Annotated in this window: 12 protein-coding genes, 1 tRNA gene and 1 riboswitch; of the genes, 6 read left to right on the top strand and 7 right to left on the bottom strand. The window is 61.2% G+C overall.

The features are described 5' to 3' along the window. Positions 1–4: 4 nt before the first annotated feature. Positions 5–349: a DUF7670 domain-containing protein gene (locus tag V7660_RS09020; protein WP_335602752.1), complete on the bottom strand. Its 345-nt coding sequence runs from the start codon at positions 347–349 to the stop codon at positions 5–7. A gap of 161 nt (positions 350–510) precedes the next feature. On the opposite strand from V7660_RS09020, the gene trhO reads away from it, so the two are divergent. The 3 genes from trhO (at position 511) to V7660_RS09035 (ending at position 2,252) form a co-directional block, all read left to right on the top strand. Then, positions 511–1,452, top strand: coding sequence for an oxygen-dependent tRNA uridine(34) hydroxylase TrhO (gene trhO, locus V7660_RS09025; RefSeq protein WP_335602753.1), 942 nt, complete (start codon positions 511–513; stop codon positions 1,450–1,452). Next, positions 1,449–2,108 (top strand): glutathione S-transferase, encoded by a 660-nt coding sequence (locus tag V7660_RS09030; RefSeq protein WP_335602754.1) that lies wholly within the window; start codon positions 1,449–1,451, stop codon positions 2,106–2,108. The genes trhO and V7660_RS09030 overlap by 4 nt, the downstream gene beginning before the upstream one ends. 67 nt (positions 2,109–2,175) lie before the next feature. Next, positions 2,176–2,252, top strand: a tRNA-Pro gene (locus V7660_RS09035). A gap of 110 nt (positions 2,253–2,362) precedes the next feature. On the opposite strand, the gene V7660_RS09040 is transcribed toward V7660_RS09035, so the two are convergent. The 3 genes from V7660_RS09040 to recA form a co-directional block, all read right to left on the bottom strand. Continuing rightward, positions 2,363–3,307, bottom strand: a complete 945-nt coding sequence (locus V7660_RS09040; RefSeq protein WP_335602755.1) for a homoserine O-succinyltransferase — start codon at positions 3,305–3,307, stop codon at positions 2,363–2,365. Positions 3,308–3,361: 54 nt separating this feature from the next. Continuing rightward, positions 3,362–3,439, bottom strand: a riboswitch (SAM riboswitch). A gap of 44 nt (positions 3,440–3,483) precedes the next feature. Next, entirely contained in the window at positions 3,484–6,123 is a 2,640-nt protein-coding gene (gene alaS / locus V7660_RS09045) for an alanine--tRNA ligase (protein ID WP_335602756.1), read from the bottom strand. 211 nt (positions 6,124–6,334) lie between these two features. Continuing rightward, positions 6,335–7,429, bottom strand: a complete 1,095-nt coding sequence (gene recA / locus V7660_RS09050) for a recombinase RecA (protein WP_206992586.1) — start codon at positions 7,427–7,429, stop codon at positions 6,335–6,337. Between the two features lie 157 nt (positions 7,430–7,586). Here recA and V7660_RS09055 point away from each other — a divergent pair, with 157 nt between their 5' ends. After that, positions 7,587–7,799 carry a DUF2093 domain-containing protein gene (locus V7660_RS09055; protein WP_335602757.1) on the top strand — a complete coding sequence of 71 codons (213 nt, stop codon included), beginning with the start codon at positions 7,587–7,589 and terminating at the stop codon, positions 7,797–7,799. Beyond that, positions 7,799–8,752 carry a M23 family metallopeptidase gene (locus tag V7660_RS09060; RefSeq protein ID WP_335602758.1) on the top strand — a complete coding sequence of 318 codons (954 nt, stop codon included), beginning with the start codon at positions 7,799–7,801 and terminating at the stop codon, positions 8,750–8,752. The genes V7660_RS09055 and V7660_RS09060 overlap by 1 nt, the downstream gene beginning before the upstream one ends. Positions 8,753–9,070: 318 nt before the next feature. Here V7660_RS09060 and V7660_RS09065 read toward each other — a convergent pair whose 3' ends face one another. Next, positions 9,071–9,859, bottom strand: a complete 789-nt coding sequence (locus V7660_RS09065; RefSeq protein WP_335602759.1) for a hypothetical protein — start codon at positions 9,857–9,859, stop codon at positions 9,071–9,073. Positions 9,860–9,984: 125 nt separating this feature from the next. Between V7660_RS09065 and V7660_RS09070 the strand changes: the two genes are divergently transcribed. Continuing rightward, positions 9,985–11,049: a RelA/SpoT domain-containing protein gene (locus tag V7660_RS09070; protein ID WP_335602760.1), complete on the top strand. Its 1,065-nt coding sequence runs from the start codon at positions 9,985–9,987 to the stop codon at positions 11,047–11,049. Positions 11,050–11,293: 244 nt separating this feature from the next. Here the strand turns inward: V7660_RS09070 and V7660_RS09075 are convergent, their stop codons facing one another. Together V7660_RS09075 and V7660_RS09080 are read right to left on the bottom strand one after the other, a co-directional pair. Further along, the gene (locus V7660_RS09075; RefSeq protein WP_335602761.1) at positions 11,294–11,800 is read right to left on the bottom strand and encodes an REP-associated tyrosine transposase; all 507 of its coding nucleotides are present in this window, start codon (positions 11,798–11,800) and stop codon (positions 11,294–11,296) included. A gap of 44 nt (positions 11,801–11,844) precedes the next feature. Next, positions 11,845–12,816 carry a quinone oxidoreductase family protein gene (locus tag V7660_RS09080; RefSeq protein WP_335602762.1) on the bottom strand — a complete coding sequence of 324 codons (972 nt, stop codon included), beginning with the start codon at positions 12,814–12,816 and terminating at the stop codon, positions 11,845–11,847. Positions 12,817–12,833 lie beyond the last annotated feature (17 nt).

Genomic DNA, 12,833 nt, shown 5'->3' on the forward strand with positions numbered 1-12,833 from the left:
CCGGTCAGGCCCTGACCGGCCTGTGCTTCCACCAGAAGCTCAGCCAGAACAGCAGCCCCGTCAGGATAAATGGCCCGCCCAGCATCAGATTGACCCAGAGCGGATTGCTGAGCAGGAAAATGGGCATCAGTCCCGCCGCCACGAACAGCGACCCGCCAATCCGCTCAAAATGCCACGCCAGCACCAGCAATCCGATCAGCACGAAGTTCGGAATCATGTGGATCAGGAAGCCGAGCAATTGCTGGTGCCAGGGCGCGTCCATGCTGAACACGTCCAGAGCGAACAGAGACAGGTACAGGATGCCGAGAATGCCCAGCACACGCGGCGCATAATAGATGATCCTGCCCATGCAGGCCTCCTTTCCGTCAGGCTTCACCCCCCAGCGTTCATGGCTTTGCGCGGACGTGCCTTGGCCTGGATCAAACCGCGTCCGGTAATGCGGCAGGCCCGTGGCCGTCATGCTGGTGTCGAAACTGGTATGAAACCCAGTGATCTGGCATAAGGCGCGGCATGACCTACACTGTTGCTGCCTTCTACAAATTCTTTTCCTTTCCGGACTTTGAGGCCCGCCGGGCCGCGCTGGCGGAGACGCTCTGCGGAGCGGGCGTAAAGGGCACGGTGCTGCTCGCCTCTGAAGGCGTGAACGGCACGATTGCCGGGACAGCCGAAGGCATCGAGACGGTACTGGCCACTTTGCGTGCCCTGCCGGGCGCGGCAGACCTTGAAGCCAAGTTCTCCGAAACCGACGAGATGCCTTTCCTCCGCCTGAAAGTGCGGCTGAAAAAGGAAATCGTGACCATGGGCATACCGGGCACCGACCCGAATGCGCTGGTCGGCACCTATGTCGAGCCGACCGAGTGGAACGACCTCATCAGCGACCCGGACACCGTGCTGATCGATACGCGCAATGATTATGAATATTCCATCGGCACGTTCGAAGGCGCGATCGACCCGGAAACGAAGACGTTCCGTGAATTCCCGGACTGGTTCCGCGAATTCCGCGAGAGACTGGCCGCCGAAGGCCGCACGCCCAAGGTCGCCATGTTCTGCACCGGCGGTATCCGCTGCGAGAAAGCCACGAGCTTCGTGAAGGCCGAAGGCATCGAGGACGTGTTCCACCTGAAGGGCGGCATCCTGAAATATCTTGAGACCGTGCCGGAAACCGAGAGCAAATGGCGCGGCGAATGTTTCGTCTTCGACGAGCGCGTCTCGGTGAAGCACGATCTCTCTCCCGGCAATTATGACATGTGCCATGCCTGCAAGCGACCGATCACCGATGAGGACAAGGCCAGGTCCACCTATGTGCCCGGCGTCTCCTGCCCGCATTGCATCGACGAGATGAGCGACGAACAGCGCGCCCGCTTTGCCGAGCGCCAGAAGCAGATCGACCTCGCCCGCCAGCGCGGTGCCGAACATATGGGCCCGGAGGCACGCCGGAGCGAAGACGCGTGAGCACGCCCGAACATCTGCTCTACACATTCCGGCGCTGCCCCTATGCCATGCGGGGCCGGATGGGCCTGTCGATGGCCGGACTTCCGGTCCGCCTCCGCGAAGTCGTGTTGCGCGACAAGCCTGCCGACATGCTGGCCGCGAGCCCGAAAGGCACTGTGCCCGTTCTGGTGACCTCCTCTGGCGACATTGTGGACGAAAGCCTCGACGTGATGCGCTGGGCTCTGGCACAGAATGATCCCGAAGGCTGGCTGAAAGCCGACCCGGAAACGACGGACATGCTGATCTCCCGCAATGACGGCCCGTTCAAACGCGCGCTGGACCGCTATAAATACCCCAATCGCTATTCCGACGAAGATCTCGCGCCCGGCGCGGCGCGGATGGCGGGGCTGGAGATACTTCAGGATTTGAATGCGCGCATCGAGGCGCAGGGTGGCCAGCTGGCGCGGCCGACGCGGAGCCTTGCCGATATCGCCATCTTTCCCTTCATCCGCCAGTTCGCCCATACCGACATGGACTGGTTCCTGGCGCAGGATCTGCCAGCGCTTCAGGCTTGGCTGGACGGCCACAAGCAGAGCGCCTTGTTCACAGGTGTGATGGCGAAATATCCGCAATGGGCACCGGGCGAAGACGAGCCATTTCTGCCCGCTGCGGCGTGATGCCACGACCTTCAGATCCCCCTCTTGAAAAATCTGCGCGCGGGCGTAAAAGCCCCGTTCTTCGGCGCGGAGTGTAGCTCAGCCTGGTAGAGCACTGTCTTCGGGAGGCAGGGGCCGGAGGTTCGAATCCTCTCACTCCGACCATTTTCGCCAGTGCGCCTTCGGCGCAAAAATTGATCCAGTGGATCAATTTTCGGCGAAAAATGCCCGACGCGAAAGCGAGGGCTCTTTGCCAGTTTACCCACCAGAATTTGCTACCGAACCTTGCTGTCCCCGGCCCGTTCCGTCCCGATGTCTTCCAGATGATACGGCGTGGTCTGGTACATCTGGTTGATCCAGTTTCCGAACAGGAGGAAGGCGTGGGACCGCCAGCGGTTCTTCGGCGTGCGGCTGGGGTCATCCTCGGGGAAGTAATTGGCCGGCACGGCGATCTTTCGCCCGGCGGCCACATCGCGGCGATATTCAGCCTCCAGCGAGGTGGAATCATATTCGATGTGATTGAAGATATAGAGCCGGTTGCCGCGGGCCTCCTGCAACAGGCAGAGCCCGGTCTCGTCGCTCTCCATCAACACGTTGAGCCCGCTGCCGTCCGGCAGATCCTCGCGGCGCACTTCTGTCCAGCGCGACACCGAGATCGAGAAATCGTCCGAGAACCCCGTCAGGAAAGGCGAGTCCGGTTTGCGATTGTGGTGGCGATAGACGCCGAAGGCCTTCTCGTCGAGGATGTGCTTGGGCACGCCATGGAAATGCCGGATGGCCGCCATCGCGCCCCAGCAGATGAAGAAGCTGGAATGGACATGAGTCTCGGTCCAGTCGAGAATCTCCTTCAGCTCTTCCCAATAGGAGACGTCTTCATAGGGCAGTTTCTCGACCGGCGCGCCGGTGATGATGAAGCCATCAAACTTGCGGTCCTTCACCTCGTCCCAGGTATGATAGAAGGAGATCAGATGGTCTTCCGGCGTGTTGCGGGCGACGTGGCTGCCAATGCGGACCAGCGTCAGCTCGACCTGCAGCGGCGTCGCGCCGACGAGCCGCGCGATCTGGGACTCGGTCTCGATCTTGTTGGGCATCAGATTGAGCAAGGCGATCCGCATCGGGCGGATATCCTGGCGCGTCGCGATGGATTCATCGAGCACCTGCACGCCTTCACGCACGAGCAGTTCGCGCGCGGGCAATCCGTCAGGAATTCGAATGGGCATAGGCTCTACTCCGCTACCAGTTTCGGCCAGTCGGAATCTTGCTGTAAGCGTGTTCGGATTTCCCGCGCAGCCTTTTAGCAAGTTGTTTAACGTGGCTGCAAGCCGACCGACCAAATCACCACGGGGCTCCTACATAGGCGCCCCGCAGCGTGAGTCAATTGTCCGATGCCCGGAGGTCAGCCCGCGATCGCGGCGCGGACCGCGGCGAGCGCGTCTTCGGCCTTGTCGGTATCCGGGCCGCCCGCCTGGGCCATGTCCGGCCGGCCACCACCGCCCTTGCCGCCCAGCGCTTCGCTGGCCGCCTTGACGAGATCGACTGCCGAATAGGTGTCGGTGAGGTCTTTGGTGACGCCCACGGCGACCCCGGCCTTGCCATCGGCCACGCCGACAAAGGCCACGATGCCGGACCCGATCTGGGCCTTGGCCTCATCGACCAGCGTGCGCAATTCCTTGCCGCCCACGCCTTCGGCAATGCGCGCCATCAGCTTCACGCCATTGATCTCTTCCGGGCCTGCGGCTGCTGCGCCGCCCCCGCCCATTGCGAGCTTGCGTTTGGCATCGGCCAGTTCCTTTTCCAGAGACCGGCGCTCTTCGCCGAGCGCCGCCACACGGCGCGGAACATCCTTGAGCGGAACTTTCAGGCTTTCGGCAAGGTCTGCGGCGATCTGCGCGCGGCCCTTGAGATAGGCCAACGCCTCGGCACCTGTGGCCGCCTCGATGCGGCGTACCCCGGCGGACACGCCGCCTTCTGACGTGATCACGAAGACCCCGATATCGCCGGCGCGCTCGACGTGCGTGCCCCCACACAGCTCGACCGAATACCGCTGACCATCGCCCGCGCCCATGGACAGCACACGGACTTCGTCACCATATTTCTCACCGAACAGGGCCAGGGCGCCCGCCTCGATGGCCTTGTCTGGCGAGGTGACCTGAATGCCGGTCGGGTGGTTCTCGCGGATCTGGGCGTTGACCTCATCCTCGACGGCTTCGAGTTCGGCCTGGGTCATCGGGCCGTTATGAGAGAAGTCAAAGCGGAACCGGTCGGCCTCGACCAGCGAGCCCTTCTGCGTGACATGCTCGCCAAGTACTTTGCGCAGCGCTGCATGCATGATGTGCGTGGCCGAATGATTGGCCATGATGGCGCGGCGGCGGCCGGCATCGACATGCAGGCTGGCCGTGTCGCCAAGCTTGGCCTCGCCGGAGACGAGTTCACCGATATGGACATGCAGGTCGCCGGCGCGCTTCTGGACGTCGCGCACGATGAAGCGCGCGCCGCCATCAAAGACGATCTCGCCATGGTCGCCAGCTTGTCCGCCGGATTCGGCATAGAAGGGCGTCGTATCGAAGACGAGTTCCGCCGGACCAGCCGACAGCGTATCGACGCGCGCCCCGCCGGACGCGATGGCGACCAGCTTGCCCTTGCCTTCCGTGCCGTCATAGCCGGTGAATTTCGTGGCGCCGGCATCATCGCGCACGCGGAACCAGATATCGTCCGTTGCCTGATCGCCTGACGAGAAGCCGGCAGCGCGGCTGTCCTGCCGCTGTTGTTCAAGGGCCGTCTCGAAGCCCTCGACATCGACACTCATGTCGCGGCCGCGCAGGATGTCCTGCGTCAGGTCGAGCGGGAAGCCATACGTGTCCGACAATTTGAACGCGACATCGCCGGGCAGTGCATCGCCCGCTTTCATGGCGGCGGTTTCCTTGTCGAGCAATGACAGGCCATTGCCCAGCGTGCGCTGGAAGCGGCCCTCTTCCTGTTCGAGCGCGGATTCGATGGCAGCCTTGGCGCGGCCCAGTTCCGGATAGGCCTTGCCCATTTCCGAAATCAGTGCCGGGGCCAGCTTGTACATCAGCGGCTCACGCGCGCCGAGCAGGTGCCCGTGGCGCATCGCGCGGCGCATGATGCGGCGCAGGACATAGCCGCGGCCTTCATTCGACGGCAGGACGCCATCGGCAATCAGGAAAGCCGACGTCCGGAGATGGTCGGCAATGACGCGGAAGGAGGCAAGCTGGTCGCCTGCGGCCTTCGCGCCATAGAGGTCTTCCTCGGCGGCGATCAGCGATTTGAACAGATCGATGTCGTAATTGTTGTGGACGCCCTGCAGGACGGCCGAAATCCGCTCCAGCCCCATGCCGGTATCAATCGAGGGCTTGGGGAGATTCTTGCGCGTGCCGTCGGCCTGCTGGTCGAACTGCATGAAAACGAGGTTCCAGATTTCGATGAACCGGTCGCCATCTTCGTCCGGGCTGCCGGGAGGGCCTCCGGGAACGCTTTCGCCATGATCGTAGAAGATTTCCGAGCAGGGCCCGCACGGGCCGGTATCGCCCATGGACCAGAAATTGTCCGACGTGCCGATCCGGATGATCCGGGAATCGTCGAGGCCGGCGATCTTTTTCCACAGCGCTGCGGCTTCATCATCTTCGGCATAGACCGTGACGAGCAGCTTTTTCGGATCAAGCGCGAATTCCTTTGTGCACAGCTCCCAGCCGAATTCGATGGCCTCTTCCTTGAAATAGTCGCCGAAGGAGAAATTCCCCAGCATTTCAAAGAAAGTATGGTGACGGGCCGTGTAGCCGACATTGTCGAGGTCATTGTGCTTTCCGCCGGCGCGCACGCATTTCTGAGACGTGGTGGCGCGCGGGGCGGGCGGGGTCTCGGCGCCGGTGAAGATGTTCTTGAACGGCACCATGCCGGCATTCACGAACAGCAGGGTCGGGTCGTTCTGCGGGATCAATGGCGCGGACGCCTGACGCAAATGCCCCCGCTTCTCGAAGAAGGAGAGAAAGGTCTCGCGAATCTCGTTTACGCCGGTCATGGGCAGCTCTGTGTCCTTGCGATCAGTGTTACGGCCGAGTCGATCGGCACGAATATTACACCGGCGATATAAAGGTCCCTTTGCGGCACGCCAAGCGGGGTGCGCCACAAAGGGACAGTTCTCTTGAGAGAGAGATGGGATTTCCGGCCCCGAAACGCAGGTTTCAGGACCGGATCATAATCAGATCGAGATCTGGGGAAGGTTTGGGCAATCAGCCTTCGGCGGCGTCCGGCAGATCGTCATCCTGTTCGGATTCCATGCCGGCATTCAGCAATTCATCCGCCAGCAGGCCCGCATTGCGCCGGATAGCATCTTCGATCTCGTCGGCAATGGCCGGGTTTTCCTTCAGAAAATTCCGGGTCTTCTCACGGCCTTGGCCCATGCGCTCTCCCTTGTAGGAGTACCAGGAGCCGGCTTTCTCGACGACTTCGGCCTTCACGCCGAGATCAATGAGTTCACCCGTCTTGGAAATGCCTTCGCCATACAGAATGTCGAATTCGACCTGACGGAAGGGCGGCGCGACCTTGTTCTTGACGACTTTGACGCGCGTCTGGTTGCCGATGACTTCATCCCGGTCCTTGATCGCGCCGATGCGGCGGATGTCGAGGCGGACGGAGGCGTAGAATTTCAGCGCGTTGCCGCCGGTGGTGGTCTCGGGGCTGCCAAACATGACGCCGATCTTCATCCGGATCTGGTTGATGAAGATCACCATGCATTTGGACTTGGAGATCGAGCCGGTCAGCTTGCGCAGCGCCTGGCTCATCAGGCGGGCCTGCAGGCCCGGCAGGGAATCGCCCATCTCGCCTTCAAGTTCGGCGCGCGGCGTGAGGGCCGCCACCGAGTCGATGACGAGCAAATCGACCGCGCCGGAGCGCACCAGCGTGTCGGCGATTTCAAGCGCCTGCTCGCCCGTGTCCGGCTGGGAGATCAGCAGATCATCAAGGTCAACGCCCAGCTTGCCGGCATAGAGCGGGTCCAGCGCATGTTCGGCGTCGATGAAGGCACAGACGCCGCCATTCTTCTGGGCCTCTGCCACGCTGTGCAGGGCCAGGGTCGTCTTGCCCGAGCTTTCCGGGCCGTAGATTTCAATGATGCGGCCCTTGGGCAGGCCGCCAATGCCGAGCGCAATGTCGAGACCGAGCGAGCCGGTAGGCACCGCTTCGACATCCATGACTTTCTTGTCGCCGAGGCGCATGACCGAGCCCTTGCCGAAGGACCGCTCAATATTGCCCAAAGCTGTTTCAAGAGCTTTCTGCTTGTCCACGCCTGATTCCTTGTCCACGAGTTGTAGCGCCGCTTTGGCCATGAGTCGTCTCCTTAGGTCTACCATGGGGCCGCATTTGGCAAGGCCCCCGTTTGCCGTTGCTGAGCACGATGTACCATATTTGTTCTGCGGAACAAAGGGGAAACTTCCTGCGCGCTACATCTTTTCTTTTCGCTGCGTTTCAGGCATGATCCCGTCCATGCTTGACCGATCCAGCCGCCCCGCCGGCGAAGCCCGCCTTCGCTATCTCGACGCCGACATCGAAATGATCACGCCGGGAGACTATGTCACCTGCGCCGTGACCAGCCGGAAGATTCCGCTGCAGGGCCTGCGCTATTGGAGCGTGGACCTGCAGGAAGCCTATTGGGATGCCGACGCGGCAAGCCAGCGCATGGCCAAGGCCGGCAGCTGATGCGCCGCGCAATTCTGGTCGGCCTGTCGGCGTTTGTCGTGGCGTGCGCTGCGGCCGAGTCTCCGGCCCCCACGCCTGCGCCCATTCCGGAAACCGGGCCCACACCAAAACCTGCCCCCGCGCCCATTGCCGAGGCGCCCGCCGAATCGGCTGCGCCGGACTGTGGCGGCGTCCTGGTGCAGGGCGGGCTGGTGATCTGTTCCGCGAAGCCGGGCAGCCATTTCACGGTGGCCGGCACCAGGCTGACCGTCAGCGAAATGGGCACGGCGCAGTTCGGGCTCAGCACGCGCGCGCCGAGCGTGGTCGGCTGGACGCATGACAGCGGCGCCTTTGGCGACCTGCAGATTGCCGAGCGCCATGATGAATATCGCGAGCTGACCGGGCTCGACTGCGACAAGGTGGATGCCCGCTCGCCGGAGCAGAAAGCCCATGCCTCGCGCAGCTGGGTGAAGAAGCAGGATGCGTTTGCCAGCTTCAATCCCGGCCCCGGCGCGCTGGAGGGATTCGTGAAGCCTGCCGACGCCCCGGCCTCGTCGCCCTTCGGGCCGACGCGGAAATATAGCGGCGTCTCGAAAGTTACCGGCGAGCCGTGCGAGAGCACATCGGTGCATCGCGGCTATGACATGGCCGCGCCGATCGGCACCGAAGTCCGCGCGCCGGCGCCGGGCGTGGTGATCCTGGCCGATCCGGATCTCTATTATGAAGGCGGCACCGTTTTCCTCGACCATGGGCATGGCCTCGTCTCGGTGTTCATGCACCTCTCGTCCGTCGATGTGGCGGCGGGCGATGAAGTTGGCACCGGCGACCTGCTGGCGAAGACCGGGAATTCCGGCCGCACGACGGGCCCGCATCTGCATTGGGCGGTGAAGTGGCGCAATCCGGAGGCGAGCAGCCGGGACGGCGATTTCTATATCGACCCGGCCCTGCTGCTGGAGCTACAGGCCGCGCCTTAATCGTAAATGATGAATCAAGGTTAGCGCGCGCTTTCCGGCATACCGGCAATTGCGCCGTTTCCGGAAACGCGGCTTTCACACCTGTGGCGCATAATTCACCCGTGACGCGAATACACACCCCTCTCCCGGATTCGCGCCACGCCCCCTCGGGTCTGCAGAACCTGTAATACCTGCAGCACACCGAACCCTAATGGGCGGTACCCATCAACTGCACCCAGCCGCCCATGGCTCCGCTCGCCCTTAGCCCCTCCCAAGGCGCGGGTGGGCGGAGATTGCAGCCCCCTCACATTGCCGAATTTTAACCTTTCGCCGCCCCGGTCAGGCCGGGGCCGGACGCCCGTCGGCCCGGTCCGGCGGGCGATAGGCGGCCTCATCGGCCCAATGGCAGAAGTGCCAGAAATCCTTGAGCTTTCTCTGCAGCGGATCGCGCCTCAGCCGGTCTTTCGCATAGCCCGGCGGGCGGCCCGTGCGCAGCGGATGCGTCCGCCCGCGCGTGCCGGCCTGCATCCGCGCGAGCCGCCGCGCCTGCCAGCGCGCCATGCGGATCGCCTCGGCGGCCGGGTCGGCGCAGCTGGTGGCGAGCCGCTCCAGCCGGGCGAGCAAGGGCGCGGGATCGAGCGTTTCGGGCGGGCCTTCGGGCTCTGGCGCGCGGGGCATGCCCAGCATCCAGATCGAGGGCCGGGCCCCGTATGTGACCGCCTGGGTCTCGGGCGGCTCCAGCGGCGGGAAATAGAGGGTCAGCGTGTCGGCCAGCGCGATCCGGCGGGTCGCAGGCTGTGCCAGGGCGTTGCAGGCGGTGTCATCCTGTTTCAGCGCGTCGCAGACCGTTTCATTCCGTTTCACCCTGTTCCAGTCCGTTTCACGCGGACGCGGCGCGGTCCAGCTGACGTCCAGCTCCAGCGACATGAGATAGAGCATGCGCCGGACCAGGGATTCCAGGGCGCGCAGGGTACGGAGCGATGCGTAATAGAGTGCGCGCGGCACGGCGCCCTCAATTGGCGCGGTGAGCGCGCCGCGCACCTCCTCCATCCGCCCGGCCACAAAAGGCCAGCCCGTTTCCAGCGCGCGTTTGATGAGGGAGTCCCGGTCGAACATGCGAGTAAGCATACGGCAGGGCTCAGAGGGGTGGGATAAGATTTATTTTCTTCGTCTGATAGATAATCCTACCAAACTTGTTACGCTTAGAGGGTAACTATGCATTTGCTCCTCAGATCAGATGCACCCCTTTGAGAGTGAGTGGTGAATTGTCTTTCTCAAAAAATCAAATAGACAAAGCTGGTAATATTCTCCGCAAGTTATCGAGAGAAACCGACGATAAAGAATTCAATGCTGCTTATGCGTCGGTAACTGAGTGGCGAGCACTTCATAACTCGCACTTAAAAAGTATAAGCAGACTTTTGAAGCTCCATACCAATAAAGTACAAAAAGATGCACTCTATTCTCAGAGACTGAAAAGAATTCGCTCGATTATTTTAAAGCTCCGCTTTGAGGGAGGCCCAAATCGCGCGGGGCGTCTAACTCAGATGCAAGACATCTCTGGGTGCCGCGCCGTACTTGCATCTTCTAGCGATGCACAAAAAGTAGTTCGTAGGCTGATAAGCAGCAGAACAGAACATAGTCTCGTAAAGGTCCAAGACTATATCGCGAAGCCACAATCGACTGGATACAGAAGCATACATTTAGTCTACAAAAATAACTCATCGAAACGCCCTCATATCAATGGGACATTCTGTGAGGTGCAGGTTCGATCTCGACGTCAACATGCTTGGGCGACCGCTGTCGAACTTGCCGGATTTTTCCGAAATGAAGATCTCAAGCGAGGTGTTGGAGATGAGCAGTGGCTACAATTCTTCTTTTTGGTTTCTTGCGGAATTGCGTATCTTGAAAATGAGTCCCAGCCACCGAATGCGCCTAGTTCGATAATTGAACTTGGCGATCAACTCGTAGATAATCTCAAAATTTTAAGACCATTTTTGTGGTTATCCGGCTTCCGCTCAGCCCTGAAAAACACTGACATCTCGAACACAACTGCCAGTTGGTACCTTATAAGATTTGACTCCAAAATACCAAAATATTTCTATACGGATTATACATTTGATGAATTTGCATCCGCAAATGCCCACTATGTGGAGCTGGAACAAGAATACAAGGATATAGCACACCAGCATGTGGCCCTTGTTTCAGCTGACTCCTTTGAGGGACTGCAGCTAGCATATCCCAGTTTTTTCAATAATTCAGAGGTATTTTTTGAAGTCGTAGACGAAATCTTAGAGAAAGTTATCGCTGCGCAAAAATAGGGGCATGCACTTTGTATTTTTAAGCACTTCGGCCCCATGCCATAAGACGGGGATACCGCATCCAAAGCAATTAAATTACACCTAAATTATTCCGTATACTTTGTAGTTTTCAAAGATTGCTAAGTGCTCTTCTATAATATCGTTCTAACGGGTGTCAGCACCGTAGCCCCAGTCACCGTGCCGCGTTCCGGGGCATGGCGGGTCTTGACCCGCCCTACGGGGGTTTTGGTTTTTGTAGGGCGGGTTAGCGGAGCGTAACCCGCCATAACCCAGGTCTCCATGCTTTTCCATAATCGCGTTTGAAGCGATGCCATGTCGAGAAGGGCCACTTGTCGGGATCATCGACATAACCGTGCTTAACCGGATTGTGGTGAATGTAATTCACGTGCGCCTCATAATCCTTTTCATCCCGGATCGCATGTTCCCAGAACCTCTGTTGCCAGATATTCCGTTCACCTTTCCGGCCCTCACGCTTGATGGTCTCCGGCAGGCGTTTGGTGAACCCTGCCTTGATGAGGCGTATGCGGGTTGAATAATCGTGGTCGCCTTCCGGCAAGGTCATCATGAAATGGGTATGGTCCGGCAGCACGACTGCAGCGGGCGTTTCGAACGGGCGACGTGCGCGCACGTCTCGCCAGCTTTGGCGGAGCGCCTCAATGTTTGCTGTCAGCACATCCGAGGTACGGTTCTTGAGCGTGACCGTGAAGAAGAAGGTGCCACCCGGAATATAGAGACGTCTATAATCCGGCATGGCGTTTCTCCTTGGTGCCTTTGTTTGGCGGGTCTTGACCCGCCCTACGGGACGAGCACCGTCGCGCCGGTCGTCGTGCCACTCTCAATCGCCTCGTGCGCCCTCGCCGCTTCCGAAAGCGGGAAGCGCTGGCCTATGTCGGCGTGGATTGTGCCGGATTTCAGGGCGCTGAAGAGAAGGCCGGCGCCGCGGGCGAGGCTGTCCGCATCCGGAATGAAATTGAACAGGGAGGGCCGCGTCATGATGAGCGAGCCGCCCTGGGTGAGGCGGCCGGGCGGGATCGGGTCGACCGGGCCGGAGGCATTGCCATAGGTGACGAACCAGCCGCGCGGGCGCAGGCTGCTCAGGCTTTCCTGGGCGCTGATCTTGCCGACACTGTCATAGGCGACATCGACGCCGCGCCCGCCGGTGAGTTCCTTCACCTTGGCCGCAACGCCTTCATAACCGACAATCACGTCTGACGCGCCGAGGGCTTTCGCTTTCTCGGCCTTGGCCTCGGTCGAAGTGACGGCGATCACGCGCGCGCCGAGGCTCGCCGCCCACGGCACGAGCAGGCTGCCGACGCCGCCGACCGGCGCCCAGACGAGAATGGTCTCGCCGGCCTGGAGCGGGCGGATTTCGAACAGGAGCGCCCAGGCGGTGAGGCCCTTGAGCAGGACCGCCGCGGCATCCTGCGGCAGGATCTCGTCCGGCAGGAGGATCATGCGGTCGGCCGGGCCGGTGAAATGCGTCGTGTAGGTGCCGCTGCCCAGATAGGCGACCTTGTCGCCGGGCTTCAGATGGGTGACGCCCTCGCCGACTTCCTGCACGGCGCCCGCGCCTTCCTGGCCGGGCGTGAAGGGGAATTTCACGGGATAGAGCCCGGTGCGGTGATAGGTGTCGATGAAATTGAGGCCCGCCGCGCTCTGGCGGACGGTCACTTCACCGGGGCCGGGCTTGCGGGGGATAAAGTCTTCGACCTTGAGGACGTCAGGCCCGCCGGTCTCGTGCATCTGGATGCGGTATGGCTGTGTCATGTGTGCAGTAGAAACCC

The organism is Hyphomonas sp., assembly GCF_036964145.1.
GTDB lineage: Bacteria > Pseudomonadota > Alphaproteobacteria > Caulobacterales > Hyphomonadaceae > Hyphomonas.

Bases quoted from the DNA above. Each gene is read 5' to 3' on its own strand.
- V7660_RS09075 (WP_335602761.1), bottom strand. From the start codon at position 11,800: ATGCCGGATTATAGACGTCTCTATATTCCGGGTGGCACCTTCTTCTTC.
- trhO (WP_335602753.1), top strand. From the start codon at position 511: ATGACCTACACTGTTGCTGCCTTCTACAAATTCTTTTCCTTTCCGGAC.
- V7660_RS09020 (WP_335602752.1), bottom strand. From the start codon at position 349: ATGGGCAGGATCATCTATTATGCGCCGCGTGTGCTGGGCATTCTCGGC.
- alaS (WP_335602756.1), bottom strand. From the start codon at position 6,123: ATGACCGGCGTAAACGAGATTCGCGAGACCTTTCTCTCCTTCTTCGAG.
- recA (WP_206992586.1), bottom strand. From the start codon at position 7,429: ATGGCCAAAGCGGCGCTACAACTCGTGGACAAGGAATCAGGCGTGGAC.
- V7660_RS09055 (WP_335602757.1), top strand. From the start codon at position 7,587: ATGCTTGACCGATCCAGCCGCCCCGCCGGCGAAGCCCGCCTTCGCTAT.
- V7660_RS09060 (WP_335602758.1), top strand. From the start codon at position 7,799: ATGCGCCGCGCAATTCTGGTCGGCCTGTCGGCGTTTGTCGTGGCGTGC.
- V7660_RS09065 (WP_335602759.1), bottom strand. From the start codon at position 9,859: ATGCTTACTCGCATGTTCGACCGGGACTCCCTCATCAAACGCGCGCTG.
- V7660_RS09080 (WP_335602762.1), bottom strand. From the start codon at position 12,816: ATGACACAGCCATACCGCATCCAGATGCACGAGACCGGCGGGCCTGAC.
- V7660_RS09040 (WP_335602755.1), bottom strand. From the start codon at position 3,307: ATGCCCATTCGAATTCCTGACGGATTGCCCGCGCGCGAACTGCTCGTG.